Origin of the sequence: Deinococcus alpinitundrae, assembly GCF_009982895.1 — a bacterium.
Taxonomy (GTDB): domain Bacteria; phylum Deinococcota; class Deinococci; order Deinococcales; family Deinococcaceae; genus Deinococcus; species Deinococcus alpinitundrae.
The window spans coordinates 160,962-186,787 of record NZ_WXZL01000001.1; the positions used below are offsets into that span (position 1 = coordinate 160,962).

The following is a 25,826-nucleotide window of genomic DNA, read 5'->3' on the forward strand; positions in this document are numbered from 1 at the left end:
AGGGTACGAGGAGCGCTACCTCTTCAGTGCATCAGATTGGAGCCGTAAGGCATCTGTTTGGGACTGTCGCCCCACTTGTTGCGGCCCAGCTGCCTATCTGCAACATGAAAAATAAGGATCGCGATTGGCCCCACCAGCGGAATGAAAGCGAGAAAGAACCACCAGCCGCTTCGGCCCACGTCATGAAGGCGACGGAGGTTGACACCGAGCGACAGCAGAAGCATGGAAAGCGAAAACAGAGAAGTCAGGAGAGGTACTGGCGTGCCCTGACTGTTACCGGGAGTCAGAAGAAGCACGTCGATAAGCATGAACGGCAGCGAAAGGATGCAGTAAAAGAGCTGAAACATCCAGAGTTCATGGCGGCGGGCGCGACCCGTGAAGACAGCGTATTTCTTTACAGCGTTCAGAAAATCAGTCATGACCTTCCTTCATCTCTTAAGAAAATGCTGAGATAATGGAAAACTATCTTTATCTCTCACGAAACTCTTACCCAAAAAAGCCGCCCCACAGCGGAGGCGGCCTTCATGTTCGAGTACAGTCCTTATGCTTTGCCGACGCTGCCCAGCACCCGCATCTTGTGCTCGATGACCTGGGCCATCACGTCGCGGGCCAGGCCCAGGATCTTGCGGGGGTCGAACTCCTTGGGGTTGGCGTGCAGCACCTCACGGATGCCCACCGTGCTGGCCAGTCGCAGATCGGTGTCCACGTTCACCTTGGCGATACCGTGCTGGCAGGCCTGACGCAGATCGTCGTCGTCAATGCCCGCCGCCTCGCCGATCTCGCCGCCCGCGTCGCGAAAGCGCTTCACGATCTCGGCAGGCACACCGCTCGAACCGTGCGCCACCAGCGGAATCGAGGTCATCTCGCCGATCTTGGCGATGCGGGCCTGATCGATGTAGGGACGGCCTTTGCCCTTGTATGCGCCGTGCGAGGTGCCGATGGCGATCGCCAGATAATCGGTGCCGGTCTGCTCGATAAAGCGCACCGCCTCCTCAGGATCGGTCAGGAAGGCGTCTTTCTCATCGACGATGATGTTCTCCTCAATGCCGCCCAGACGACCGATTTCGGCTTCCACACTGACGCCCAGCGCGTGCGCGGCTTCGACGACCCGGCGGGTCTCATTCACGTTCTCGTCGAAGCCGTGGTGCGAGGCGTCGATCATGACCGAGGTAAAGCCCATCCGAATGGCACTTAGGGCACTGGCGTACGAGGAGCCGTGGTCGAGGTGCAGGGCGACCGGCACAGTGGCGCGGGCGGCGATGTCCCTGACGATATTGGCCAGGTCCTGTCCACCGTACTTGATGGCCCCCTCGCTCATCTGCACGATGACCGGCGAGCGGAGTTTCTCGGCGGTGTGAATGATCGCCTGGGTGATTTCCATGTTGTTGGTGTTGAACGCGCCGACGCCGTATTTGCCTGCGCGGGCGGGAACCAGAATGTCTGAGCCGGTGACGAGCATAGGTGTTCCTCCTGGGTGGGTAAAGCTTGGAGCGACTGCGCCCACCACCATAGCAAGCGCGGCGCGGTGGCCCGGCAAGTGACATAGGTGGCCCCGCACCGCTGCGCATCCCAGCCACATTCCGAAATAGTCGGATGAAGCGCGGGCAGCGCAGCCCAGTTTTCTTTGGCCTTCTCAGGGGGCCGGGGAGTAGCATGCAGCATGACGACCACCGAGCGACCGGCCACGACGAGTTGGAACGCCGCCTACTGGAATTCGCGCCTGAGCAGCCGCGCTCAGATCATGACCGCCAGTGCCATCCGCGAGATCCTGAAGATCACCCAGGAGCCGGACATCATCTCGTTTGCGGGCGGCCTTCCGGCCCCGGAACTCTTTCCGCTCGACGCCATGAAGCAGGCCTTTGCCACCGTGATGGAAAAGTACGGCCCCGCCGCGCTGCAGTACTCCACCACCGAGGGCCACCTGCCGCTGCGCGAGTGGATCGGCGCGCAGATGAACATTCCGCCCCAGAACGTGCAGATCATGACCGGCAGCCAGCAGGGCCTCGACCTGCTCGGCAAGGTGCTGATCTCGGAAGGCGACGTGGTGCTGGTCGAAAGTCCCACCTACCTGGGGGCCTTGCAGAGCTTCCAGCCGTACCTGCCGCGCTACGTGCAGGTGCCCACCGACGAGCAGGGCATCGACGTGGACGCGCTGGAGACGCTGCTGCAAAGTACCCCGGCCAAGCTGCTCTACGCCGTGCCGAACTTCCAGAACCCCACCGGGCGCACCCTCAGCCTGGAGCGCCGCCAGCGTCTGGTCGAACTGACCGACCGATACGGCGTGATGGTCATCGAGGACGATCCCTACGGCAAGTTACGCTTTACCGGCAGCGAGTTGCCGAGCCTCTACCAGATCGCGCTGGAGCGTGCAGGCGGCGACCCCGAACAGGTCAACGTGATCTACTCGTCGAGCTTTTCCAAGACCCTGGCTCCGGGGCTGCGTGACGCCTGGGTGCAGGCCGCCATGCCGATCATCCAGAAGCTGATTCAGGCCAAGCAGGGCGCAGATCTGCACACGCCCACCCTCAACCAGATGATGATCGCCGAACTGCTCGAAGACACCCTGCCGCGCCAGATCGAGATCGTCAAGAAAGCCTACGGCGAGCGCGCCCGTCAGATGCTCGGCCAGATCAGCCAACACTTCCCGAAGGGCGCACAGCACACCGTGCCGCAAGGCGGAATGTTCTTGTGGGTCACGCTGCCCGAGGGCATCAATACGGTGGAACTGCTGAGCAAAGCGGTGGCGCGCAAGGTCGCCTACGTGCCGGGCAGCCCCTTTTACGCGCTGGGCGGCGGCGAGAACACCATGCGGCTGAGTTACTCCAACGCCACGCCCGAGCAGATCGAGCGCGGCATCAAGGCGCTGGGCGAGACGTTTGCCGAAGCGCTGAGCTAAAGCCGGGGGTTGAGCAAGCCGGGCCGGGGGCTGAAAAGTGCTCCCGGCCTGCTCGCCTCTCTGCTCTTTACGGCGTGTGCAGATACCCGGCAATCGCGTCGGCAATCGCTCCGGCAATCCGGTCACGGTAGGCGGGCAAGGCCAGCAGCGGGCCTTCGGTGGGACTGCTGCCGAAGCCGATCTCGGTGAGAATGGCCGGGGTGGTGGGGTTCTTGATGACGTAGAAGGCGTCGGACCGGACCCCTCGGTTGGTGGCGCTGGTGGCCTTGATCAGGCTCTGCTGCACCCTGGCGGCCAGGTCGCGCGAGAAGGCCAGCTTGGCCTGCGCCACCAGGTCGCCCAGCAGGTTCTGGGCGGTGGTGCTGGCCCGCTTGGTCAGCTCCTGGCCGAGGCTGCCGCCGCCGTTCTCGAAGACCGCTGTGCTGCGGCTGGTGCCCGAGAGCGGCGCGCCGAAGTAGTAGGTTTCGATGCCCTGGGCGCTGTCTGGCCCCGAGTTGACGTGAATACTGATAAACGCCCCCACCTGACCGTTGTTGGCCAGCCGGGAGCGGGCGTCGAGGTCCTGGGTCAGATCGGCGCTGATCTGGGTGTCGCCGGTGCGGGTCATGATCACCCGGATGCCGCGCGCTTGCAACTTGGCCCGTACCCGCAGGGCCACGTCCAGGGTCACGGCCTTCTCGGTGATCCAGCGGCTGGACATCCCCGGAAACACACCGCCGTGCCCCGGATCGATCACCACCGTCACGGGTGAGTTGCCTTTGGCGGGGCGGCTGAGGGGCGCGGCAGGCACCGACACTTTCTTGGCGGCGGGCGTCTTGGCCACCCCCAGCGGTACGTCCACCACCAGCCGGGCCGGTTGCGTACCGCTGGCGGGCAGCACCTGCACCCTGGGCCTGGCTGCGCCAGGGACCGGGCCGCTGAGCGTCAAGGTCAGGCGGCGGCCGCTGATCTGGTAGCGGTTCAGACCAGGCACGTTCAGCTTGCCAGATTCGCTGGGCAGCGCGCGGCCGAGTTGAACCGTGTAGCTCTGTCCGCTGAGCTGGCCCTGGGCGGTGGTGAGGGCAGGCAGATCGAAGACCAGACGGGTGTAGCCCGAGTGGCTGCCGATTCGGGGAGCCGCCGCAGCGGCCAGTGAGAGCAGCGGGCCGCTGCAGAGCAAAAGGAGAATCACCAGCAAGCGCTTCACAAGAAGGGCCACTTTAGCGCCTTCTCATGAAAGGTGAACCTGAAACCCGCGCTCCGCACGGCCTCAAGCGCTGCTTGCCCCGGCGTGCTGAACTGAACCGGGGCAAGCAGATCAATCCCCCGTCAGCCGCAGGCTTTAAGGTAACGGGCATGAAACGCGCCCTTCTCGTGTCGGCCCTCTCCCTGATTCCCGCCCTCACCGCGCCCAGTTTGGCCCAGAGCAATTCGGGCACCTCAGCCTTCGGGCTGCAAATCACGCCGCGCGGCGGCCAGAACCTCAACCTCGCCACCGGCACCACCGATCTACCTCAGGGCGGCACGGTGCGTGACAACAGCGCTGGAATCAAGGTGGTGGCCGGGTTCATCAGTATTAAGACCGGCGAGAGCCTGAGTGCCACCAGTGCCGTGGTGACCACCCGCCAGGGCGGCACCCTGCACGCCCAGCAAATCACTTACAACCAGAAAGCCGGGCTGGTCACGGCCACCGGCGCGCTGAACTATTCCGATAACCGGGTCAAGAACCTCAGCGCCCAGACCATCTACGTGAGTACCCGCAGCGGCGCGGTGACGGCGGTGGGCACGGTCAGCACCAGCACCCCGGCAGCCACTGCCGCGCAGATGGTGGCGCTGCCCACCAAGTCGGCCATCCTGCTGCGCGGCGCGGCCAAGGTCAACACGCTCGGCCAGGCGATCAGTGGCGAGAGCATCCTGCTCAATCTGGTGACGGGCCAGGCCCAGACCGAGGCCAGCCAGAACGCCTTGGCTCCGTTCACGCCCTACCTGCGGTGAGCGGCCTGTCAGGATATCCGGCTAAGCTGCGGGCATGCACGTTCTCCTCTCCAGACCTGGTGCGCCCAGATTAGGGAAACCCACCAGCGCACTGCCCTTGCTGCTGGCGGCCGTATTGACGGGCGGCACCCTAGCCCAGCCAGCTGCCACCCGGCAAGGCCGCTACCGTCTCGCCGTGCCCGCTGGGGCCAAAACCCTGGTCGTCTCGCGGGGCAACTCGGCGCTGGCCCTGACCGAGCTGCCTGCCGGACTCAAACAGGTAACCTTCAAGCTCAGCGTCTCGGCAGCTAAGTACAGCGATACGCTGACCACCGCCTCAGGCAGCGCCACCACCCGTTTCGTCGGCCCCTTCGCTCTCTCGCCGGTGCCGGGCGGTGCGCTGAAGCCCGCGCTCAATACCTGGAAACTGCTGTGGAACAGCACCCAACCCGGCACCAGCAGTTTTACCTTCACCCTGAACGGCAAGGCCATGACTGGCAGCGAGGCCGCCCAGCCGTTCAAGGTGCGAGTGCTGTTCAGCAACAAGACCCCTACCCAGCTCAAAAGCCGGATGACGCTGCGCCCGCCCCGGATTCCCTGAGGAGAGCAGCGGTCAAAAAAGCGCTTCTTGTTTGACCGAGCGGGCAGACCTGAGCGTGCCGTTGTGCCCAGGAACCGAGAGAGTGAATGAGCGTACGAAGTTGGGAGGACGGACGACTGAGCGTGCTCGCGGCTCGCTTGTTCATTCGGACAACTACCCCCGTGCCCTAAACTGAATGCCGTGATTGACCTGGTGATTCGGAAGAAGCCGCCTGCGGGCCTGCGGCCAGTCCTGCGGGCGGGGCTGATGGCCACCCTGCACCATTTCGGAATGGCGGAGAAGGAAGTGACGGTGGTGCTGGTCTCGGACCGGGCCATCCGGGCACTGAAACTGGAGCACTGGGGCGAAGACGCCGCCACCGACGTGCTGAGTTTCCCGACCTGGGAGCCGGGTGATCCGTTCGTGCCGCCGCACCTGGGCGACATCATCATCAGCCTCGACACCGCCCAGCGCCAGGCCGACGCACGCGGCCACAGCTTGAGCCGTGAGGTGGCGCTGCTGGCGAGTCACGGCCTGACCCATCTGGTCGGTTATGATCATCCGCACGCCGAGGGGCTGGGCTTCGAGGAGGGTGCCCAGGGAGCCGAGTGGCAGGTGTTTCACGACGCCTGGCAAGCGGCGCAGACGGTGCTGGAGGCCGACCTGACCCTGTGAAGCCCGCACCTTCCGCCTCGGCACTGAGCTGGCGGCGCTGGTGGCGCTCAGCGGGTTTTGCCTGGGCGGGAATACGCCGCACCTGGCAGACCCAGCCGAATTTCAGAATCGAGGTGTGGCTGGGAATGCTGGCCAGCGGACTGTGTCTGGCGCTGCGTGTCTCCCCTGCCCCGGTGCTGCTGTGCTGCGCACTGGTGCTGAGTCTCGAACTCGTCAACACGGCCGCTGAGGCGCTCACCGACCTGATCAGCCCCGGGCCACACCCGCTGGCCGAAGCCGCCAAGGACGCGGCGGCGGGCGCGGTCCTGGTCGCCAGTATCGGAAGCGTGCTGGTGGGCGCAGCGGTGCTGCTGCCGCCGCTGATTACCTTAATCTGGCTGCCCTGATCCAGGCACGGTGGGCTGAGTGGCCGCGACGCTTCTTGTCAGCGCATGTCTGATAGGCACTCTAAGCACGTGCTATACTCCGTCTCAGATGGACGAACTTTCCCGTCGTGGTCGCCTTAAGTGGCCGCCTGGCGAACAGAAAGGAACGGTTCAGAACGCAAACAACAGCTGATACGCCCGGAGTCTTTGTGCCCGTGTCGGCTGAGGCGCTGGGAGCGCCGCACAGATGAATGATTGGATTGGAGTCGGTGCCCTGGTGCTGCTGGTGCTGCTCAACGGGTTTTTTGTGGCCGTCGAATACGCGCTGGTCAGTGTGCGGCGCACCCGTATCGACCAGCTGGCCGAGGACGGCTCGGCGGCGGCGCGCACGGTGCAGCAGGTGCTCACCCACCTCGACCAGTACATCGCAGCGGTGCAGCTCGGCGTCAGCATGATGAGCCTCCTCATCGGCTTTATCGCCGAACCGGCCATCGAGCACCTGTCGCACCCGCTGTTCACGGGGCTGGGCGTGCCGGAGCGGTGGCTCACACCGTTCTCGTTCGGGCTGGCCTTCATCATCTCGACCACCCTGCACATCGTCTTCGGCGAACTGTTTCCCAAGTCAGCAGCCTTGCAGCGCAGCGAACGGGTAGCGATGCTGTTCGCACCGCCGCTGGTGGCCTTCACCACCGTCTTCAGGCCGGTGATTTTCGTGCTCAACGCCTTCGGGCGGGTGGTGCTGCGGACCTTCGGCTTTCACCCGGTAGCCGGGCACCACACCAGCTACTCGGAAGAGGAAATCCGCATGATCGTCTCGGCCAGCTCGCAGGAAGGCGTGCTCGAAGACGACGAGCGCGATCTGGTCTACAACGTCTTCGATCTCTCGGACACGGTGGTGCGCAGCGTGCTGACCCCGCGCGGCGAGATGATCGTCGCCGACGGCGCGGCCCCCATCCGGCGCTTGCTCGAACTCAACACCGAGCACGGCTACTCGCGGGTGCCGGTCTATCAGGACAATCCCGACAACATCGTGGGGGTCGCGCACACCAATGACGTGCTCCAGCACCTCGAAGACCTCGACCAGATGACGGTGGCCGAACTGATGCGCCCCACCTTCTATGTGCCCGAGAGCATGAGCATCAAGGATCTCCTCACCAAGATGCGCCAGCGCAAGTCTCACCTGGCGATTGTGGTGGACGAGTTCGGCGGCACCTCGGGCCTGGTCACGCTGGAAGACGCCCTGGAAGAGATCGTGGGCGAGATCTACGATGAGACCGACGAGGAAGAAGAACCGCTGGTGCAGCAGCTCGCCGAAAATGTCTACCTGATGGACGCTTCTCTGACGGTGGACCAGGCCGAAACCTACCTGGGCGACGCCCTGGAAGACGAGGAAGGCGAGTTCGAGACACTGGCTGGCTTCATTACCAACCACTTCGGCGACATTCCCGAGGTGGGGGCCGAATTCGTTCATCAGGGCTGGCTGTTTGCCGTCGAGGAAGCCGACGAGCGCCGCGTTTCGAAGGTGCGAGTGAGCCGTGCCACAAGCGAGCTGTCCGAGGAGAATCATGACCCAGTCCATAAAGAAGCCGTCCACAAATCCGCACCCTGATCCTGAACTGCTGGCCGCCGCGAAAGCCGCCTTTGAGCGGGCCTACGCGCCCTACAGCCACTTTAAGGTGGGCGCGGCGCTGCGCTGCACTGACGGCCAGGTGTTCGCTGGGGCCAATGTCGAGAACGCCAGCTACGGCCTGGGCCGCTGTGCCGAGCAGTCGGCCATTCAGGCGATGGCGAGCGCAGGCGAGCGCGGGTTTACCGAACTGGTGGTCTACGCCGACGCCCCCACGCCCGCCACGCCCTGCGGAGCCTGCCGCCAGGTCCTGTTCGAGTTCAGCCCCGCCGCCCAGGTGTTTTGCGTGAATGCTCAGGGTCAGGTGCTCAGCCACGCGGTGGCTGACTTTCTGCCGCACGCCTTTCAGCTCTAAAAGGGCTGAAAGCCAGAAATTAGATAAAGATTATATGAGAGATTCATGTGGGGAATTAATTCACAAAGAGCCGTTTTTCTCCGTTTGGAACGCACTCTCTGAAAAGTGAGGATTGGGTGCTGTTCAAACACTCATCTCCACATGAAGGCTTGCTCAAATAGAGGCATGTCGAACCCCACCTTTCAACGCTGCGCTGCGCTGCTCACGCTGGCCTTCAGCTTGGCCGCCTGCAGCACCCTGCCCACCCCGCACGCCAGCATGCCGAGTCTGACTGGCGGCCCGACCAGAGTCGGCTCGCTGGGACTGGCCGCCAGCAGCACCCTGATCGTAGGCCAGAGCAAGACCTTCAGCGTGTACGTGGGGAGCCAACCGGCCACCCCTGGTCAGCTCACCTGGACGACCAGCAACGCGGGCGTCGTCAGCGTGACCCAGGGCGGCACTGCCAGGGCGATCAGTGCGGGCAGCGCCACCGTGCGGGCCGCACTCACCGGGTCGCCGTCGGCCTTCATCGATTTCCCGGTAACGGTAACGGCAGCCAACACTCCGGCCCCAACGTCGACCAGCAGCGCCTACGCCCAACGGGTGCTGGCCCTCACCAACGCCGCACGCGCCACCGCGCGCACCTGCGGTAGTGTCAGCGCACCCGCCGTGCCTGCCCTGAGCCTGAGTTCGCAGCTCACGGCGGCCTCGCAGGCCCACGCCAGCGACATGGCCAACCTGAATTATTTCAGCCACACCAGCCAGGACGGGCGCACTTTCGATCAGCGCATCAGCGCCGCCGGATACTTGTGGAGTTCGGTGGGCGAGAACATCGCCGCTGGGCAGCCCACGCCCGAAGCGGTGGTGGCCGGATGGCTCAGTTCGCCGGGCCACTGCACCAACCTGATGAGCGCGCGCTTTACTCAGATGGGCCTGGGCTACGCGGCGGGCGGCAGCTACGGCGCGTACTGGGTGCAGGATTTCGGTAAGCCGCGCTGAGCAGAGCGAACTGACCTGCTCGACTTGAACGGTGGGGCGCTCCCCGGATTCGCGGAGCGCCTCACTGGTTGTAGTTGATGCTGCCCTTGGCCACCAGCCCCAGATCGACTTCCCGGCTCTTACCGCCGTTGCTGAGGGTCAGCTTGACCCGCTCACCGACCTGTCGGCGGCGCAGCTCAAAGATCACGTCGTTGCTGCTGCGGGTGCGAATGCCGTCCACGGCAGTGATGGTGTCGCCCAGAGCGGTGAGCTGATTCTTGGCGTCGTAGGCGGCCCCGCGCACGCCTGCTGCCGCCGCCGGGCCGCCTGGCACCACCGCCGAGACCACACCGCCGGAGGGCGAGGTCGCTCCATCGTGCTGGCCGTCGAACACCAGCCCCACGGCCGGAACGTCGCGCTTCTGGCCCGCTTCGAGGGCCTGCACCAGTGGCCCGGTGCGGGTCACCGGTACGGCGTAGGAAGTGATGGTCTTGCCCTCGTCGTTGACCCGCACGTAGCTGACCACGCCCATGACCTCACCCTGGGCATTCAGGATCGGGCCGCCACTGTCGCCGGGAGCCAGCGGCGCGCTCATTTCCAGGGTGTTCTGGGGAAAGTCGGCCTGACCGGCGCGCGCGCCCAGCCTCAGCAGTCTGCCGATGCGGGCCTGGAGAAAGTCGCCGCCGCTGTTGCCGATGGCCAGCACGCCCTCACCGATGCGCGGCGAACTGGCGGCCAGTTTGAGAAACGGCAGCGGGCGGCGGACGTCGATCTTGAGCAGCGCCACGTCGGCAGCGTTGTCGAAGGCCGTGACACGGGCGCGGTAGACCTGCCCGCTGAGGGTTTTGACCCGGATGAGCTGCGCGCCGTCGACCACATGGTAGGCGGTCATCACCTCGCCGTCGCCGGAAATCAGAAAGCCGGTGCCGAGGCCACCCTCCAAGCCGCCGCTGCGCGAGGGGCTGAGCTGATCAATCTGCACGGTGGCCGGGCGCGATTGCCCGAACAGGGCGCGGGTGGCCTGCGGCAGTGGATCGGCCAGCGGTGCAACCTGGGTCTGGGCCTCGGGCGGCGCGGCGAAGCGCCCCAGTGCGCCTGGCGTCTGCTGCGGCAGGAAATACGCTGCTCCGGCGATCAGCAGCAGGGTGGCGGGCCAGGGAGAGATTTTCATGGCTGGACTTTCATCGCTCGGTCAACTCTAGCGCCGCAGCGGGTGACCCAAGCGTGCCGCGTCGCACGGTGCGCCCCGGTCCGGCGCCAGAACAGGGAACGGAAACGGGGGTACACCCACTGTCAGGAGTTTGCACGAGGCTCTTTCTATACTGGGGGCATGTTCAGACGCCCGCGTCCCCAGACCCCGGCCCCACCAGCCACTGCCCCAGCGGCAGCAGTGGAACTCGCGCCCCAGGCGGTGGCCGGGGCGCCCAGCGTTTACCAGGAACCCGATACCGGCAAACTGCTCGCAGAGCTGCTGTCGCGGCCCGGCCCGGAAGGTCTGCTGGAAAATGCCCTCTCGCAACTGGCCGAGCGGGTGGGCGGCGATGTGAAAGGCTACGCCGTGCTGCGCCGGGGCCAGGACCGGGTGGTGGCGGTGCTGCTCTACCCGCGCCGACTGGTGGGCCTGAGCCTGGCCGGTCCCTGGACGGCAGCCCGCCCACGCCTGATCAACAGCGGCACCGGCGAACTCTACGCCATGAACGACGAGATGCTACACCCACAATTCGACGAGGCGGGCATGAACCAGGTCAGTGCCTCGCTGGTGCTGCCGATTGCCGACAAGGGCCGCAGCCTCGGTGCGCTGGTGCTCGACCGCCTCAAGGGGGGATTTAGCCAGGAGCAGCAAGACAGCGCCCAGAAGCTCGCTGGGGTGGTGGGACCGCTGCTGGGCCTGATGGACGCCCGCGAAGAGGCCCGCGCCACCGCCCGCACCATCGCCTCGGCGGTGGCCGAGATGACCGAGAGCCTGGATTTCGATTCGGTGGGCCACGCCCAATCGGTGGCCGACGTGGCAGTGCGGCTGGGCCGCAGCCTGGGCCTAGTCGAGCGCGAACTCGACGAGGTGTGGTTCGCCGCCACCCTGCACGACGTGGGCAAGCTTCTCGGCGAGGAGGATCACGCCCAGGTCAGCGCCAACGTGCTGCACGGGGTGAGCAGTCTGGGGCAGGCCCAGCTGGCAGTGCGCCACCACCACGAGCGCTGGGACGGCCAGGGCACCCCCGACAAACTGGTCGGCGAGGACATTCCGCTCTACGCCCGGATTCTGGCCGTCGCCAACGCCTACGTGCGGACCGGCGACCTCGACGTGCTGCGCGGCCAGGCAGGCAAGGCGCTCGACGCACGGCTGGTCGGGTTGCTAGAGCGCAGCGTCCAGTAACTTCGGACGCGGTCTGGCGGCCTGAGCCGCGGACTCTCCTGACAAGCGAACCTGGCCCACTTCAACGCGCGCCGCGCCCGCTATCATGTGCGCCGTGCAGCGGACCATCCTCTTCCCGACGCTGGAGCGTCTCTACGGTCCGCTGACGCCCCTCGATTCGGGGATGCAGAGCCGGGTCTACACCGACGCCTCGCGCGAACGGGTGGTCAAGGTGTACCGCAACCAGCAGGGCGAGCACCGCACCGAGGCCGCCAACATGCGCCGTGCCGACATGGGCGAGTGGGTGCTGGACGTTCATGAGGCCGACGGCGTGGAGGCGCTGGTGATGCGCCGTTTCGAGGGCCACCCGCTGCTCGAACGAGATGTGCAGCGCGCCCTGCCGCAGTTGCGCCGGATTCTGGCGGCGCTGCACGGAGAGCGCCGGGGGCAGGTGGACTTGTCCCGGCTGCGCGAACGGCTCAAGCGCTTTCGCAGCGCCCTGGCCCCCTATCCGCTCGACGACGTGTTCGCCGCCATCGAGGAGCCACTCGCGCGCGGAGCGCTCGATGTGGCCGCCGCGTTCTGTCACCTGGACTTGTGGCAAGACAACATCCTGATCAATGACGTGAGCGGCGAGGTGCTGGTCATCGACTGGACCAAGGCCGCCTGGGATGATCCGATGCGCGACCTAGCCCTGCTCAAGACCGGCACCCTGGACCTGCTGCCGCGCCTGGCGAGCGTGGAAGCCGCTCTGGAAATCGTGCCGCCCGACGAGAGTTCGCGCGTCCGTTTCCGGGCGTATCTGGCCCACAGCTACCTGCATGACCTCTACTGGTTTCTGATGAACGAGCCATACGAGTTCGAGGCGCAGCGGGCCGTGAAGATGCAGCGGGCACGGCATGCCCTGGCGCATCTGCCGGAATAGCAGCAAACCGGTTCCAGAAGTTGTGCTGTCCGGAACCGGTTTGCTGAACTCCGTCAGTTACTGGCGGGTCATATCGAGGAAGTTGCTGCTCTCCGGGCCGTTGCCGTCCCGCGTCAGACAATCGGCCTGGTAGCGGGTGTGGCCGTTTTCCTCCGTGAAGGTGCCGTTGCAGACCCCCATGGCGGTCTGGTAACTCAGCGTGACCTGATTGCCATTGATCTTACCGCTGACGCTCAGGGTGAACGGTCCTAGCGCCGCATTCGCGACTTTCCCATTGAAGTTGCCCCCACCATCTTGCCCACTGATGGTCAGGGTGAATGGACTGGCGTTGGCGCGCGCGCGCGAGCTGTAAAAGCTTCCCTTCCAGACGCCAACCATCGAGAGCTGAGCAGGAGCGGGCTCCGGCGTGGGTCCCGGCGTGGGCACGGGTTTAACTGGTGCTGGTTCTACAGGCGCAGGCGGCACAGGCGTGACCGGCGGAGGCGTCACGGGCGCAGGCGGCACGGGCGTGACCGGCGGAGGCGTCACGGGCGCAGGCGGCACGGGCGTGACCGGCGGAGGCGTCACGGGCGCAGGCGGCACGGGCGTGACCGGTGGAGGCGTGACCGGCGGAGGCGTCACGGGCGCAGGCGGCACGGGCGTGACCGGCGGAGGCGTCACGGGCGCGGCACTCCCAGCGGGAGCGGGCGACCCTGCTCCCCCCGTGCGTACTGCCGGAACATGACCTGAGCTGCAAGATGTCAGGGCAGCCACCAGCGCAACAGAGAGGTAGAAGTATCGCATGAAGTTCAAGTTACCCAATCTTTGTCCTTGTTGGGTGAGCCGGCGGCAAAGCACACTGGCCTTGACCACTCCGAAGCTCATGATCAAAGCCCAAAGCACACTGACCAGCTGCAGGTCGCCCCGTCTGCTACGCTACCCTGAACGCCATGACCACACCCAAGTCCAGCCCCGCCAAAGTCACGGTGGCCGACCATCCCCTGATTCTGCACAAGTTGTCGCTGATGCGCGACGTGCAGACTGGTGTCAAGGAGTTTCGGGAACTCGCCGGAGAAATCAGCTTGCTGCTGGCCTACGAGGCCATGCGCGACCTGGAAACGACGCCCGAAACCCTCACCACGCCGCTGCAAACCACCGAATTCCCGATGCTCAGCGGCAAGAAGTTGGCGCTGGTGGCCATTTTGCGCGCCGGGCTGATCATGGCCGACGCGATGGTGCGACTGGTTCCGGCAGCCAAGGTCGGCCACATTGGTCTCTACCGCGACCCCGAGACACTCAAGCCGGTGGCCTACTATTCCAAGTTGCCGCAGGACATCGCCGAGCGCCGGGTGTTCGTCACCGATCCGATGCTGGCGACCGGCGGCTCAGCGGTGGCCGCCATCCAGACCCTGAAGGACGCGGGCGCGCAAAGCATCAAGCTGATGACCATTCTGAGCGTGCCGGAGGGTATCGCGGTGGTGCAGGCCGCCCACCCGGACGTGGAGATCGTGACCGCCACTATCGATGTGGGCCTCAACGACCACGGTTACATCGTGCCGGGCCTGGGCGACGCGGGTGACCGGATTTACGGCACGAAGTAGGGTGTGGGCACTGGGGACTGGGAAGTCAAAGTGTGCAAACGTCCCGAGGGGTGGCACTCGCAGCTTCTCTACCACACCTTCAGCGCGCACCCCCTCCCGCTCTCCCCACGCCTCCGTCCCGCGTAGACTGACCGCTAGCTTATGGACCAACTTCGCACCTTCGCTCAGCACCTCGGCGTCGCCGATCTTTTCGGGCGCGGCTTTCTGGCCGTGCTACTCACCTTTGTCACGGCGGCCATCATCACCTGGCGCTTCATTCCGCCGGTGCGCGACTTCGCGCTCAAGGTAGGCTGGGCCGACGTGCCCAACGAGCGCCGCCTCAACACCGTGCCGGTGCCCAACGCGGGCGGGTTGGCGATCTTCGCGGGCTTCGTCATCAGCGTGGTGGTGGGCTGGGCCCTGCGGCCCATCGTCATCGAGCAGGTCAACATTCAGGTGCTGGCGATCTTGCTGGGCGCGACGCTGCTGGTGCTGGTGGGCTTCATTGACGATCAATTCGGCCTGACTCCGGTGTTCCGGCTGGGCGTGCAGGTGCTTTCGGCGGTGTTGCTGCTGGTCAACGGCCTCAGAATCGATTTCAACGCCATTCCCTTTCTGCCGAGCATCAACGGCGAGGTGGCCAACGTCCTGAGCATCATTTTGACTATCGTATGGGTGGTCGGCCTGACCAACGCCATGAACCTGCTCGACGGGGTTGATGGGGTCGTGGGCGGCGTGGCCTTTATCGCCAGCGCGGTGCTGCTGGTTACGGCGGCGCAGTTCACCGACCGGGCCGCCGCCGTCATCTTGCTGGCGGGCCTGGCAGGCGCAGCTCTCGGCTACCTGCGCCACAATTTCAACCCCAGCCGCATCATCATGGGTGACGCCGGATCGACCCTGTTCGGGTACACCCTGGCCGCCGTCAGTTTGCTCGGGACTTTGAAAATCAGCGCGGGCGCGAGTCTGCTGGTGCCGCTCTTGATCATGGCCCTGCCGATTCTGGACACCACCCAGGTGGTCGTGGGCCGCCTGGCACGCGGCATTCGCAATCCGCTGGCACATCCCGACAAGACCCACCTACACCACCGGGTGCTGGCCCGCACCGGCAACGCCCGGCGCACCTCGGTGGCGCTGTGGGGCGTGGCGCTGATCTGCGGCGTGGCGGGGATGTTTGCCCAGGGCATCGGCGCAGACACGGTGCTGCTCACGGCGCTCTTGATTGGTGGCTGCCTGTGGTTCGTGGCTGCCCGCCGCATGCGCGCCCAGATGATCGAGGCCACGCAGGGGCGCAAGGAACTCAATTGAAGGACATGTCATGAAAAAAATCGTGCTCGCCTTCGGAACGCGCCCGGAAGCTACCAAGATGGCCCCCGTCTATACGGCCCTACTGGCCCAACATGGCCTGACCCCGCTGATTCTCTCAACCGGGCAGCAGCGCCAGCAACTCGACGGCGCACTCGCCGCCTTTGGCCTGACCCCTGACGCCGACCTCAACGTGATGACCGAGCGCCAGACGCTGGCCGATCTGACCGGCAAGATCGTGCCGCAGGCGGGCAAGAAGCTGCGCGAGCTGGGGGCCGACATGGTGCTGGTTCACGGTGACACCTCCACCACCTTCTGCGTGGCCCTGAGCGCGTTTTACGAGGGCGTGCCGGTGGGCCACGTGGAAGCGGGCCTGCGCAGCAGCAACATGCAGGAACCGTTTCCCGAGGAAGCCAACCGCCGCCTGACTGGGGTGCTGAGTACCCTCGATTTCTCACCGACAGGCGGGGCCGCCAACAACTTGCGGCGCGAGGGCAAAGCCGAGGCGGGCCTCTTCGTCACCGGGCAGACTGCCGTGGACGCGGTGCGGATCATCGCCGGACGGGCAGCGCTGAGGGCCGGGTGGCAGGCCCGACTCGACGCCGGGCAACAGCTCGTGACCATCACTATGCACCGCCGCGAGAACCTGCCGGTGATGCCTGAGCTGGCCCGCGCCCTGGCCGAGGTGGCCCGCGCCCACCCGGAGCTGCATTTCGTGTATCCAGTGCACCTCAACCCCGCCGTGCAGGAAGCGGTGCGGCCTGCGCTGGGCGGCCTTTCCAACGTGGAACTCACCGACCCGCTGGACTACCAGGACATGGCCCCCCTGATGGCCGCCTCGGTGCTGCTGGCCACCGATTCGGGCGGTTTGCAGGAGGAGGGCGCGGCGCTGGGAGTGCCGGTGGCGGTACTCAGAAACGTCACCGAGCGGCCCGAGGGCCTGGCGGCAGGCGTGCTGAAGCTGGCCGGAAACGACGGCGCACAGGTCAAACAGACCTTGCTGGAGTTGCTGGGCAGCCCAGGGACGCTGGCGCGGATGCGGGCAGCACGCAATCCCTACGGCGACGGGCAGGCGGCGGGCCGCATCGCGCAGGCGGTGGCCTGGCACTTCGGGCTGGCCGAGCGGCCTGAGAACTGGAGCGAGTGAGCGGGCCGACCCAAGCTGGAGCGCGGCTGGGGCCTCAGAATGCGTTCAGGTACTCATCCACAAAGAGGGCCGATTGCAGCGGCAGGTACCCGGCGGCGGTGGCGGCGTTCCCTGTGCTGCCCAGGAGCCGCATGATCGCCGCGCCGGTCTGGGCGTAGGCAGTCACGTCAGCCTGAAACGTCCTGGCATCGTAGAAGCTGGTCGAGGCCGGGTCTTTGGGCTTCCAGGCTTTCAGCGCCGTCAGGCGGTCATTGAAGGCCGTGCGCGAGAAGGCCAGGCTGTCAGTGTACTGCGGTCCTGTCTGCGCGCCGAGCCTGCTGGACGCCAGCGCTCCCAGACTGGCGAGCGTCTGCTCCAGGGCCGGGTAGCTGCGCAGCACAGCGTGGCTGTGAAGGGTGCCGCCGCCCGCCATGACATAGGCCAGGCCACCCTCCTCGGCCCTCAGTTGCCGGTAGAGCGTCCGCAGTTGCCCAAGTCGCTCTCGCAGTTGCGGCGACCTGGCCAGTTGAGTGCCGAGCCGGGCTGCCTGACACCCGGCGTAATCGAGACTGCTCTGATCGGCGGCGGCTTCGTTGACCTGGGTGCCGAGCGCCAGCAGATCGTAGGTCCTCGGGTCGAGCGTCACGGCCACCGTGCAGGGAATCTTCGCGGCCTGGGCAGGCACAGCAGTCAGGGTGAGGCCGAGCAGCACTTCAGCAACCATGAGCGGGGAACGCGACATGCCGTTTATTCTGTCACGCGGCCCAGACGCAGCGTTATCCCTCAGCCCGGGCTTCCCGCTGCATCAGCACCGAGAGGGCTTCCTGCGGCGACAGGCGGCCTTCCGAGACGGCGGCCACCGCCTGCACGATGGGCAATTCCGCGCCATTGGCCTCTGCCCAGGCCGAGAGCAGCCGCGCCGTGCGCAGTCCCTCTACCACCTTGCCGTCCTGCTCCGGAGACAGGCCGCGTGCCAACGCTTCCCCGGCAGCGCGGTTGCGCGAGTGGCGACTGGTGGCGGTGGCGACCAGATCGCCCAGCCCGCTCAGGCCGTAGACGGTGTCTTCCTGCGCGCCCTGGGTGGTGAGGTAACGCGCCATCTCGCGCAGGCCCCGCGTGATGACGCTGGCGCGGGCATTGTCGCCCAGTTCCAGACCGTCGCCCAGGCCCGCCGCCACCGCCACCACATTCTTGAGCACGCCGCCGAGTTCGACGCCCGGCACGTCCGCGCTGGTGTAGACCCGCAGATGGGGCGTCATCAGCTCGGCCTGCACCGTTCGGGCAAATTCGGCATCCGCACTCGCCACCACCGTCGCGGCAGGCAGCCCCAGTCCGATCTCCTCGGCATGGTTGGGACCGCTCAGCACCGCCACCCGCCCGAAGCCCAGCGAGGCGGCCAGCTCACTGAGGCGCTGCCCGCCGGGAGCCAGCCCCTTGGCACACAGCACCACGCCGAGTCGGGGCGGCAGGGCACTGAGCAGCTCGCTCATCCCCACGCTCGGCACCACCAGCAAGGCGAAGTTGGCCCCGGCAACGGCAGCGCTCAGGTCGCTGGTGATGTTCACCGCTGCGGGCAGCTTCACGCCCGGCAGGTAGGCGGCGTTGACGCGGCTGCGCCGCAATTCGTCGGCCAGCACCTCGCGCCGTGCCCAGAGGGTCACCCCCGGGTGCATCGGGGCCAGACTGCGGGCCAGCGCCGTGCCCCAGCCGCCCGCGCCCAGCACGGCCAGACGGGGATCGCTCGGTCCCGTGGCCCTCACTTCGGCCCCCGGCGGGCGAACACCCAGACGCGGGGACTGTCAGCTTGAGGCGGCGCATAATCGGGGTATTCCAGAATCTCCCAGCTCGCGAACCCCGCTTCCCGCAGGGCATCCTCCAGTTCGGCAGGGTCGTAGCCGCGCTCATGGTGGGTCTCCACGAACTCCTCGCCGTCGTGCTCGCCGCCGAGCAAGCGGCAGAAGGCCTGCACCACCCCCAGCTTCGCGGCGGCGTCGTAGCGGTGCGACCAGTGATAATGCACCTCCGAGCCGTCCGGCAGGGCTTCCAGCCCCTCGATGCTGTCGCCCTCCCACAGCTCTCGCACGCCCAGGCGGGTATTGACGTCGAAGGCGAGCAGGCCGCCCGGCGCGAGGTGGGCCTGAGCGCGCTTCAGGGCCGCCAGCAAATCACCCTCGGCCACCAGATTGTTGAGACTGTCGAAGACGCAGGTGATCAGGTCGAAAGTCCGGGCCAGGTCGAAGGTCCGCAGATCGCCCTGCACCCAGGTCACGCCCGGCACCTGCCCGGCGGCCACCGCCAGCATCTCGGCGCTGCCGTCCAGCCCGGTGACGCTCAGGCCCTGGACGCTGAGCTGCCGGGTCAGGTTGCCGGTGCCGCAGGCCAGATCGAGCGCGCTGCTCACCTTCACGTCCACGTCGGCGGCGTAGCTGAGAATGAAGTCGGCCCAGGCGTCATATTCGATATCGGCCATGATGGCGTCGTAAACGCGGGCGAGGGCGGTGAAGGGGGCGTGCTCCATACGGCCGATGATAGACCGCGCCCGGCCTCCGGTCCGGCTCCCGGTTGTGCTCCTCATGTCGGGGTGGGCTAGCATGAGCGGCATGAAGGCCACTCCTCCACTTCTTCTCGCCGCCGTGCTGGGCGCTTCGGCGCTGGTCCAGGTTGCTCAGGCCCAGACCACTCAGGCACAGGCCGCCGCGCCGCTGGTCAAAGTCAGCGACGCCAAGTTGCCGTTCACGGTCAGCCTGCCCAAAGGCTGGGTGGGCCTCAACCTCAAAGACGGTCTGGGCGGCATCACCGTAGCGTCTCAGGCGCAGCCGCCCGCCGCGCTGATCCGGCTGCTGTTCATTCCCAAGAATGGCAAAACGATCGACCTCAAGACCGAGTTCAGCAGCTTCGAGAAGGCGGTCAAGGAGAGCGGCTCGGCGCTGACGTTCAAGGGCGAGAAGCCTGCCAACTACGGCGGCGTCTCGGGATTGATGCGCCAGTACGTCATCACCAGCAAAAATGACACGCTGGTCATGCGGGTGTGGTTCGGCAACGGCGCAAAGAACTTCTACAGCTTTCAGCTGACGGTGCCGAGCAATGCCTTCGAGCGCCTGAGCAGAACATTCGATCAGGTGCTGGCGACGGTGGATTTTTAAGCCGCTATTCTAAGCAACCATGCGCCACGACCTGATCCTCTCGGACGGCCCCTTTGCCCTGCGCCCGCTGACCGAGGCCGATATTGCCCCGTTGATGGCGCTGGCTGCCGAGCACCCCGGCGAGTACGTTCAGATGGGCACCTCGCCGGTTCAGCTCAGCTACCACACCACCGCTCTGGCCGCGCCCGATCAGAGGCCGTTCGTGTCGCTGGTGGGCGGCAAGTATGCGGGCAGCACCCGCTACATGGAGATGCGCCCCGAGCACCGGCGGCTGGAAATCGGCAGCACCTGGCTGGCCCCGGCGTATCAGCGCAGCCCCGCCAACCGCGCCTTCAAGCGTCTGCTGCTCGCCCACGCCTTCGAGGTGATGCTCATGCGGCGGGTGGAGATCAAGACCGACTTGATCAACGAGCGCTCGCAGACGGCGATCGCGGCGCTGGGCGCAGTGCGCGAGGGCGTGCTGCGAAAGCACATGGTCCGGACCGACGGAAGTGAGCGCGACACAGTGATGTTCAGCATCACGGACGACGAGTGGCCGGGGGTGAAGGCCAGATTGGAGGCGGGAAGGTGAGCACGAACCTGCCGCTGGGTGAGGTCCTGGCAAGAATAGAGGCCTGGTACTCGGAGAACGTCCCCGCTCTTCACGCCACCCTGCGCCCCGGCACCAGCGATGCCGAGCTGGACGCGCTGGAAGAAGCAACGGGGCTGCAACTGCCGTCAGCCTTCCGCACGCTCTACCGCTGGCACGACGGGCAGAATTGGTCGGCAGGTGGAGTGTTCGGGCTGGGTTTCGAGTCGCTGGAGGGCGTGCAGCATGAATGGGAGACCTGGAAAGAACTGGAACCGGACTTCGGGAACGAGACGGAGAACCATGCCTCACACCCGCCGGGAGCCATCACCGAACGCTACATCAATACGGGCTGGCTGGGCTTCCTGACAGACGGCAGCGGCAATTCGGTGGGCCTGGACCTGAACCCCGGCCCCGCCGGAACGCTGGGGCAAGTCATCACCTTCGGGCGCGACGAGGAAAACAAGTCTGTGCTGGCCGACTCGCTGGACACTTTTTTTCGTGAGTACTTGGCGCGGCTGGAAGCGGGACGGGTTACGGCGGTTCGTCTGTCCGGTTTCGCGGACGAAGTCTGGAGTGTGCAACTCCACGACGCTTCAGGCCATCACCAGGAAGACTACGGTGGGCTGGCCGATGTGTTCCCCGGCTTCGGCGCAGCACCCGAACGGTTCACCCGTTGAACGCCGATCTGTTGCCATCAGGACGTTTTCCTCGCCCCGGCAGGCGTAAACTGAGTTCATGATCAAGACCCGTGACCCCGCGCTCGTGCCCATCGTTGCCAAGGTGGTCGCGGGCCAGCGCCTGACCTTCGAGGAAGGCATGGTGCTGTTCGACACGCCCGACGTGAACGCCCTGATGCGCCTGGCCAATCTGGTGCGCGAGCGCCAGCACGGCGACAAGACCTACTTCGTCCATTCGATGCGGCTGGAATTCACCAACATCTGCTATGTCGGCTGCACCTTCTGCGCCTTCGCCGCCCACAAGGGCGAGGAGCGGGCCTGGGACTACGACGCCGACGCGGTGGTCGAGCACGTGCGCGCCAAGTACGAACCCGGCCTCACCGAGCTGCACATGTCCAGCGGCCACCACCCCAACCGCCCCTGGAGCTTTTATCCGGAGATGGTCAGCAAGCTCAAGGCCAACTTCCCCGAGCTGCAGGTCAAGGCCTTCACCGCCGCCGAGATCGAGCACCTCTCCAAGATCAGCAAGAAACCCACCCTGGAGGTGCTGCGCGAGCTCCAAGCGGCGGGCCTGAGCGCCATGCCCGGCGGCGGTGCGGAGATCTTTGCCGACCGGGTGCGCAAGCAAGTCGCCAAGAACAAGGTCAAGGCCGAGAAGTGGATTCAGATTCACCGCGAGGCGCACTCGCTCGGCATGCGGACCAACGCCACCATGCTCTACGGCCACATCGAGACGCTGGAAGAACGGCTCGACCACATGGACCGGCTGCGCAACCTGCAAGACGAAACTGGCGGATTCCACGCCTTCATTCCGCTGGCGTTTCAGCCGATGGGCAACACCCTGGCGCAAAACCTGGGCAAGACCGATTACACGACGGGCCTCGACGATCTGCGCAACCTGGCTGTGTCGCGCATTTACCTCGACAACTTCCCGCACATCAAGGGCTACTGGGTCATGATCGGCAGTGAACTCACCCAGGTGAGCCTCGACTGGGGCGTCTCAGACGTGGACGGCACCATCGTGGATGAGCACATCGCCCACGCGGCGGGCGCGACCAGCCCGTTAGGCCTGAGCAAGGAGCGGATGATCCGGATGATTCAACAGGCTGGAAGGCTGCCGGTGCTGCGTGACGCCTACTACAACGAGCTGGAAATCTACCCGGCCCACGTCGAGGCAGCGGATTGAACCTGCCACACACCAAATCGGCCCGACTGTGAGTGCGCCCCAGGACCAACCGGGACAGGACGAATTGAGCATCGCTGGCCTCGACGACTTTCTGGCGCTCAACGCCGTGCTGATTCTGGACGACGCCTGGAACGCGGCCTATACCAGCCGCGACACGGGAGCGCTGGCGGAAGTGATCGCCGACGACTGGCTGGGCTTCTTACCCGACGGCGCGGCGGTGGGCAAGACGGCACTGCTGCGGGCCATCGCCGCTTACCCCGACGAGGTGCTGGTGTTCGAGCGGCAGGCGGCCCAGGTGTGCGGCGACACCGCCTTCACACGCGGGCAGCTCAGCGCCAACGGCGTGCACACCCAGGGGTTTTTGCGCGTCTACGCCCGCCGCGCCGGACGCTGGCAAGCCGTGGCGGTACAGGTCATCCCTTAACAACCCCGAGGGAACAGGCCAGAACGTAAAGATCAGTTGAAGCGCCTGGGCCAGCGCTCTCACGCCGGGTCTCCAGCATGAGGCATGACGCAGGAAGGATTGAAGGACGGCTACACCGGCGAGAGCGACACCACGCCGAACGAGGTGATTGGCGAGGCCATGCAGGGCGGCACCGGCGAGATGGACGCCAACGGTCTGGCCCCCGGTTTCGAGTCGGAAGGCAAGATCGAAGAACTGAAGGAAAACCTGGGCGCGGAGTACGGCGCAGACGAGTAAGCCGCACCCGACGACCGCTCAGCACTAACCCCGCTCCTGGCAGCGGGGTTTTTCGACGCCCCCGCCCTCAGCGCTCCGACTGTTCTGATTCCGGCAATCGGCGCACTGGCAGACGCACCCAGCCCCGGCGCGAGAGCCAGCGGGCCGCCACCACCACCGCAGCGGCCAGCAGTTGGGTTTCCAAATCGGGGAAATACGGGTGAATGAAATACACCGTGATCGCCCCCAGCGCGGCGGCGGTGGCGTAGAGCTGGTCGTTGCGGTACATCACTTCCGGTACCTGGGCGGCCAACAGATCGCGAATGACGCCGCCGCCCACGCCGCTGAGCATGCCCACGAAGGTGACACTCAGCGGTCCCAGACCCAGCTGCACCCCCAGCAACGCGCCGCTGGCCGCGAACAGCGAGAGGCCAATGGTGTCAAAGAAGCTCAGGGTGCGCTCGAAGCGGGCCAGCCGCTCTCCAAAGGCGAAGGCCAGCAACGCGCCCAGGATGGCAACCCACAAATAGGTCTCGTCTTTGAGAAACAGAGGCGGGGTGTTGCCGGTAAGGGTGTCGCGGATGCTGCCGCCGCCCACCGCCGTGACCCCGCCCAGCACCAGCACTCCGAAAATATCGAAACGCCGCCGCACCGCCGCCAGCGCCCCCGACATCGAGAAGGCGAAAATTCCGGCCAGGTCGAGGTAGTGCAGCCCGGTGCGAATGGTGGCAGGATCAACGTAGGGAAAGGGAGAGCCGTCGGACACAAGGCCAGCTTAGTGCTTAGAGTTTCAGCTCACCTTCCCGCACCACCGCGTCACTCACGTTCAGCTCGCTGGCGAGTTCCTGTGAGGCCTGCTGGCGCTCCTTATCGAGGTAAGTCTGGGCGGTGCCGACTTCCTTGGCCAGAATCTGGGTGGTCTGGCGGAAGTTCTCCAGCGCCCGCACCTTGTACTCGCTGATGGCGTCGAGCGCCGCGTAAACGTTCTTGAAGGCCGTCTGAAGCTGCTCGACGTTGACGGTGGCGCTGCCCGCGCCTTCCTGAATGCGGGCCGACTGGGTGCGCAGCAGATTGGAGGTGCTCTCGATCATGTTGCCGGTGGTGGTGTTGAGCGCCGTGACCTGTTCGAGCACCATCTGCTGGGTGCCGAGTGCTTGCGACACCAGCACGGCGGTTCTCAGGGCGCTGATGGTGGTCGTGGTGGCGCGGTCCACGCCCTTGACCAGTTCCAGGTTGTTCTTGCGGACCAGATCGAGCGCCAGGTAGCCCTGCACGCTGACGGCCAGTTGCGTCAGCAGATCGGTGATGCGCTGCCGGACGGCGAACAGCAGTTCCTCGCGCACCATCCGGGCCTTCTCGGGGTCGGTCTGTTCGAGCTGGGTCAGGCGCTCGGTCAGGGCGTCGTCCACTGCCTGGCCCACGTAGGCGTACTGACGCAGCTTTTGCATCACGGTCCACAGCGCCACCTTCTCGGTCTCAATTGAGGCGTTGTCCTTCCTGAGTTCGTCCTGCGACCGGTAAAGGGTGTCCAGAATGGCGTTGAGATGGTCCTGGGCGCTGGCGTAGCGCTCCATGTAACTCTGCACCTTCTTGCCGCCGGGCAGCATGCCGAAAAAGCGCCGGGCCGGGGTGCCGCGCGAGGGATCGAGTTCCTCGACAGTGTGGCGCAGATCGGTCAGACCCTTGATGATGCTCGACCCCTCGTCGAACACGCCCGCCTTGGTGGCGCGCAGGGGCCGCTCCAGCATCCGGTTACTGACCTGCGCCGCGCTGCGCTGCTCCTCCATGCCCAGCGCGTGCACCGAATCGAGCTTGCGCTTGAAGCCCTCACCATGCGCGTCAAGCCGGGTCACGTCCTGCACGAAGGCACGGGCCATCTCGTCGAGGCGGGTCTTATCCTCACCGCTCAGCGGGGTCATGTCGCGGCCCTGGTCGGGGCCGATGCTGGGCACCGCTTTGGGGGCCTTGAGGGTTTCGGGCGGGGTCAGGGTGTCGAGATCGGCATCACTCATGGCTTAGAGTACGCGGCCAGGGTGAGGAGGGTTGCGGCAAGCGGGGGGAGATAAAAAAACACCCGCTTGCACGGAGCAAGCGGGAGAAATGAGGTGGGTGCGCTTACTTACGCAGCGCGGCCCAGGGGTTGAACAGGTATGGGTTAAGCGCCTGCGATTCAAGCGACTGCACCGAGTTCTTGTTCTTCCAGGTCAGACGGCCAGGCGTCTGGTTAGCAGCCCGCGTGATAGTCGTACTCGCGCCGTTCACGGTCACGTCCATCACGTTCCAGCCCTGCTTGAAGACCAAGCTCTGATTGACAGTGCCGTAGCCTAGACAGCCCGTATTGTTGACAGTCACTGTGCCAGCAACAGTAGCGAACCACCACACCTTATAGGAGACGGCGTTCCCACCGGGCAGCGGGCTAACATTCTCGGCCACGAAGGTCGTGCCCTTCATACTGTTGAGCGTACTGAAGACGATCGACTTAAAGCCGCTAGGCGCAGTCACATTGGTGGTGGTGCACAGCCCAAAGGTGTCGTCTTTGCTGTTGAGCAGGTTGCCGTAGGTGCTGTTCATGGTGGCAGTGCTCGGCAAGTTCAGATCAAAGTTTCCGTTTGAGGCGATCGGCGCACTCAATCCAGTCAATTGCTCCTGGATGGTGTCGGCTGAACTCGCCGTAAACGGCACCAGCATGCCCGAAATCACCGTCGGCTGGGTGGCTGCAGGCGGCTTGACCGTTCCGTTGCCGCTGCAAGCGCCCAGCATCAGCGTAGTACCAAGTAGGGCCAGCGCCGCAGCGGGCTTTTTGAAGGCGGAGGCAGGCCGGACTTGAGGTTGCGGTGAGGAGGGAATGAATTGTGTCATAAGCCTATGATGGCGCTCACCTGTCCTCACCAACTAGT

Annotated in this window: 31 protein-coding genes; 20 read left to right on the plus strand and 11 right to left on the minus strand. The window is 65.6% G+C overall.

The window, feature by feature from the left end; all coding sequences use genetic code 11:
* Positions 1-23 precede the first annotated feature (23 nt).
* Both GUI70_RS00840 and fba read right to left on the minus strand, forming a co-directional pair.
* Positions 24-419 carry a DUF805 domain-containing protein gene (locus GUI70_RS00840; RefSeq protein ID WP_161880377.1) on the minus strand — a complete coding sequence of 132 codons (396 nt, stop codon included), beginning with the start codon at positions 417-419 and terminating at the stop codon, positions 24-26.
* Positions 420-541: 122 nt separating this feature from the next.
* Complete coding sequence (gene fba / locus GUI70_RS00845) at positions 542-1,459, minus strand: class II fructose-1,6-bisphosphate aldolase (protein ID WP_161880378.1); 918 nt, start codon at positions 1,457-1,459, stop codon at positions 542-544.
* Positions 1,460-1,660: 201 nt separating this feature from the next.
* On the opposite strand from fba, the gene GUI70_RS00850 reads away from it, so the two are divergent.
* On the plus strand, positions 1,661-2,896 hold the full coding sequence (locus GUI70_RS00850) for an aminotransferase-like domain-containing protein (protein ID WP_161880379.1): 1,236 nt from the start codon (positions 1,661-1,663) through the stop codon (positions 2,894-2,896).
* 67 nt (positions 2,897-2,963) lie between these two features.
* On the opposite strand, the gene GUI70_RS00855 is transcribed toward GUI70_RS00850, so the two are convergent.
* On the minus strand, positions 2,964-4,094 hold the full coding sequence (locus GUI70_RS00855) for an N-acetylmuramoyl-L-alanine amidase family protein (protein ID WP_237724613.1): 1,131 nt from the start codon (positions 4,092-4,094) through the stop codon (positions 2,964-2,966).
* A 137-nt stretch (positions 4,095-4,231) separates the two neighbouring features.
* Between GUI70_RS00855 and GUI70_RS00860 the strand changes: the two genes are divergently transcribed.
* From GUI70_RS00860 to GUI70_RS00890, 7 genes are all read left to right on the plus strand, one after another.
* Positions 4,232-4,870 (plus strand): hypothetical protein, encoded by a 639-nt coding sequence (locus GUI70_RS00860; RefSeq protein ID WP_161880380.1) that lies wholly within the window; start codon positions 4,232-4,234, stop codon positions 4,868-4,870.
* Positions 4,871-4,904: 34 nt separating this feature from the next.
* On the plus strand, positions 4,905-5,450 hold the full coding sequence (locus tag GUI70_RS00865; protein WP_161880381.1) for a hypothetical protein: 546 nt from the start codon (positions 4,905-4,907) through the stop codon (positions 5,448-5,450).
* 180 nt (positions 5,451-5,630) lie between these two features.
* Entirely contained in the window at positions 5,631-6,104 is a 474-nt protein-coding gene (ybeY, locus tag GUI70_RS00870) for an rRNA maturation RNase YbeY (RefSeq protein ID WP_161880382.1), read from the plus strand.
* Complete coding sequence (locus tag GUI70_RS00875; RefSeq protein ID WP_161880383.1) at positions 6,101-6,490, plus strand: diacylglycerol kinase; 390 nt, start codon at positions 6,101-6,103, stop codon at positions 6,488-6,490. Before ybeY ends, GUI70_RS00875 begins: the two co-directional genes overlap by 4 nt.
* 226 nt (positions 6,491-6,716) lie before the next feature.
* Positions 6,717-8,078, plus strand: coding sequence for a hemolysin family protein (locus tag GUI70_RS00880; protein WP_161880384.1), 1,362 nt, complete (start codon positions 6,717-6,719; stop codon positions 8,076-8,078).
* The gene (cdd, locus tag GUI70_RS00885; protein WP_161880385.1) at positions 8,035-8,451 is read left to right on the plus strand and encodes a cytidine deaminase; all 417 of its coding nucleotides are present in this window, start codon (positions 8,035-8,037) and stop codon (positions 8,449-8,451) included. Before GUI70_RS00880 ends, cdd begins: the two co-directional genes overlap by 44 nt.
* A 165-nt stretch (positions 8,452-8,616) precedes the next feature.
* Positions 8,617-9,429 (plus strand): CAP domain-containing protein, encoded by an 813-nt coding sequence (locus tag GUI70_RS00890; protein WP_237724614.1) that lies wholly within the window; start codon positions 8,617-8,619, stop codon positions 9,427-9,429.
* A gap of 61 nt (positions 9,430-9,490) precedes the next feature.
* Here GUI70_RS00890 and GUI70_RS00895 read toward each other — a convergent pair whose 3' ends face one another.
* Complete coding sequence (locus GUI70_RS00895; protein WP_161880386.1) at positions 9,491-10,579, minus strand: S1C family serine protease; 1,089 nt, start codon at positions 10,577-10,579, stop codon at positions 9,491-9,493.
* Positions 10,580-10,738: 159 nt separating this feature from the next.
* On the opposite strand from GUI70_RS00895, the gene GUI70_RS00900 reads away from it, so the two are divergent.
* Together GUI70_RS00900 and GUI70_RS00905 are read left to right on the plus strand one after the other, a co-directional pair.
* Positions 10,739-11,782, plus strand: a complete 1,044-nt coding sequence (locus GUI70_RS00900) for an HD domain-containing phosphohydrolase (protein WP_161880387.1) — start codon at positions 10,739-10,741, stop codon at positions 11,780-11,782.
* 94 nt (positions 11,783-11,876) lie between these two features.
* Positions 11,877-12,686, plus strand: a complete 810-nt coding sequence (locus tag GUI70_RS00905) for a phosphotransferase (protein WP_237724615.1) — start codon at positions 11,877-11,879, stop codon at positions 12,684-12,686.
* A gap of 57 nt (positions 12,687-12,743) precedes the next feature.
* Here GUI70_RS00905 and GUI70_RS00910 read toward each other — a convergent pair whose 3' ends face one another.
* Complete coding sequence (locus GUI70_RS00910) at positions 12,744-13,112, minus strand: hypothetical protein (protein ID WP_161880389.1); 369 nt, start codon at positions 13,110-13,112, stop codon at positions 12,744-12,746.
* Between the two features lie 43 nt (positions 13,113-13,155).
* Here GUI70_RS00910 and GUI70_RS00915 point away from each other — a divergent pair, with 43 nt between their 5' ends.
* The 4 genes from GUI70_RS00915 (at position 13,156) to wecB (ending at position 16,694) form a co-directional block, all read left to right on the plus strand.
* Positions 13,156-13,410, plus strand: a complete 255-nt coding sequence (locus tag GUI70_RS00915) for a hypothetical protein (protein WP_202630354.1) — start codon at positions 13,156-13,158, stop codon at positions 13,408-13,410.
* Positions 13,411-13,615: 205 nt separating this feature from the next.
* Positions 13,616-14,266, plus strand: a complete 651-nt coding sequence (gene upp, locus GUI70_RS00920; RefSeq protein WP_161880390.1) for a uracil phosphoribosyltransferase — start codon at positions 13,616-13,618, stop codon at positions 14,264-14,266.
* Between the two features lie 141 nt (positions 14,267-14,407).
* A complete protein-coding gene (locus GUI70_RS00925; protein WP_161880391.1) occupies positions 14,408-15,550 on the plus strand; it encodes an MraY family glycosyltransferase in 1,143 nt (380 codons plus the stop codon).
* A gap of 10 nt (positions 15,551-15,560) precedes the next feature.
* Positions 15,561-16,694 (plus strand): non-hydrolyzing UDP-N-acetylglucosamine 2-epimerase, encoded by a 1,134-nt coding sequence (gene wecB, locus GUI70_RS00930; RefSeq protein ID WP_161880392.1) that lies wholly within the window; start codon positions 15,561-15,563, stop codon positions 16,692-16,694.
* Between the two features lie 34 nt (positions 16,695-16,728).
* Here wecB and GUI70_RS00935 read toward each other — a convergent pair whose 3' ends face one another.
* Genes GUI70_RS00935 through GUI70_RS00945 form a run of 3 tightly spaced genes read right to left on the minus strand, consistent with a single transcriptional unit; the run spans position 16,729 to position 19,191 of the window.
* Positions 16,729-17,415, minus strand: coding sequence for a hypothetical protein (locus tag GUI70_RS00935; RefSeq protein WP_161880393.1), 687 nt, complete (start codon positions 17,413-17,415; stop codon positions 16,729-16,731).
* A gap of 34 nt (positions 17,416-17,449) precedes the next feature.
* On the minus strand, positions 17,450-18,433 hold the full coding sequence (locus GUI70_RS00940; protein WP_161880394.1) for an NAD(P)H-dependent glycerol-3-phosphate dehydrogenase: 984 nt from the start codon (positions 18,431-18,433) through the stop codon (positions 17,450-17,452).
* Positions 18,430-19,191, minus strand: coding sequence for a class I SAM-dependent DNA methyltransferase (locus GUI70_RS00945; protein ID WP_161880395.1), 762 nt, complete (start codon positions 19,189-19,191; stop codon positions 18,430-18,432). Before GUI70_RS00945 ends, GUI70_RS00940 begins: the two co-directional genes overlap by 4 nt.
* A gap of 82 nt (positions 19,192-19,273) precedes the next feature.
* On the opposite strand from GUI70_RS00945, the gene GUI70_RS00950 reads away from it, so the two are divergent.
* The 6 genes from GUI70_RS00950 to GUI70_RS00975 all read left to right on the plus strand — a co-directional run bounded on the left by GUI70_RS00950 (position 19,274) and on the right by GUI70_RS00975 (position 22,950).
* Positions 19,274-19,816: a hypothetical protein gene (locus GUI70_RS00950; protein ID WP_161880396.1), complete on the plus strand. Its 543-nt coding sequence runs from the start codon at positions 19,274-19,276 to the stop codon at positions 19,814-19,816.
* A gap of 19 nt (positions 19,817-19,835) precedes the next feature.
* Positions 19,836-20,387 (plus strand): GNAT family N-acetyltransferase, encoded by a 552-nt coding sequence (locus GUI70_RS00955; RefSeq protein ID WP_161880397.1) that lies wholly within the window; start codon positions 19,836-19,838, stop codon positions 20,385-20,387.
* Complete coding sequence (locus GUI70_RS00960; RefSeq protein WP_237724616.1) at positions 20,384-21,064, plus strand: SMI1/KNR4 family protein; 681 nt, start codon at positions 20,384-20,386, stop codon at positions 21,062-21,064. Before GUI70_RS00955 ends, GUI70_RS00960 begins: the two co-directional genes overlap by 4 nt.
* Before the next feature lie 58 nt (positions 21,065-21,122).
* Entirely contained in the window at positions 21,123-22,250 is a 1,128-nt protein-coding gene (gene mqnE / locus GUI70_RS00965) for an aminofutalosine synthase MqnE (RefSeq protein ID WP_161880398.1), read from the plus strand.
* 28 nt (positions 22,251-22,278) lie between these two features.
* Positions 22,279-22,674 (plus strand): nuclear transport factor 2 family protein, encoded by a 396-nt coding sequence (locus tag GUI70_RS00970; RefSeq protein ID WP_237724617.1) that lies wholly within the window; start codon positions 22,279-22,281, stop codon positions 22,672-22,674.
* A gap of 84 nt (positions 22,675-22,758) precedes the next feature.
* Positions 22,759-22,950, plus strand: coding sequence for a hypothetical protein (locus GUI70_RS00975; protein ID WP_161880399.1), 192 nt, complete (start codon positions 22,759-22,761; stop codon positions 22,948-22,950).
* A gap of 67 nt (positions 22,951-23,017) precedes the next feature.
* On the opposite strand, the gene GUI70_RS00980 is transcribed toward GUI70_RS00975, so the two are convergent.
* The 3 genes from GUI70_RS00980 to GUI70_RS00990 all read right to left on the minus strand — a co-directional run bounded on the left by GUI70_RS00980 (position 23,018) and on the right by GUI70_RS00990 (position 25,788).
* Positions 23,018-23,695 (minus strand): trimeric intracellular cation channel family protein, encoded by a 678-nt coding sequence (locus GUI70_RS00980; protein WP_237724618.1) that lies wholly within the window; start codon positions 23,693-23,695, stop codon positions 23,018-23,020.
* Positions 23,696-23,711: 16 nt separating this feature from the next.
* Positions 23,712-24,941, minus strand: a complete 1,230-nt coding sequence (locus tag GUI70_RS00985) for a toxic anion resistance protein (protein WP_161880400.1) — start codon at positions 24,939-24,941, stop codon at positions 23,712-23,714.
* 103 nt (positions 24,942-25,044) lie between these two features.
* A complete protein-coding gene (locus tag GUI70_RS00990) occupies positions 25,045-25,788 on the minus strand; it encodes a hypothetical protein (protein WP_161880401.1) in 744 nt (247 codons plus the stop codon).
* Between the last annotated feature and the right edge of the window lie 38 nt (positions 25,789-25,826).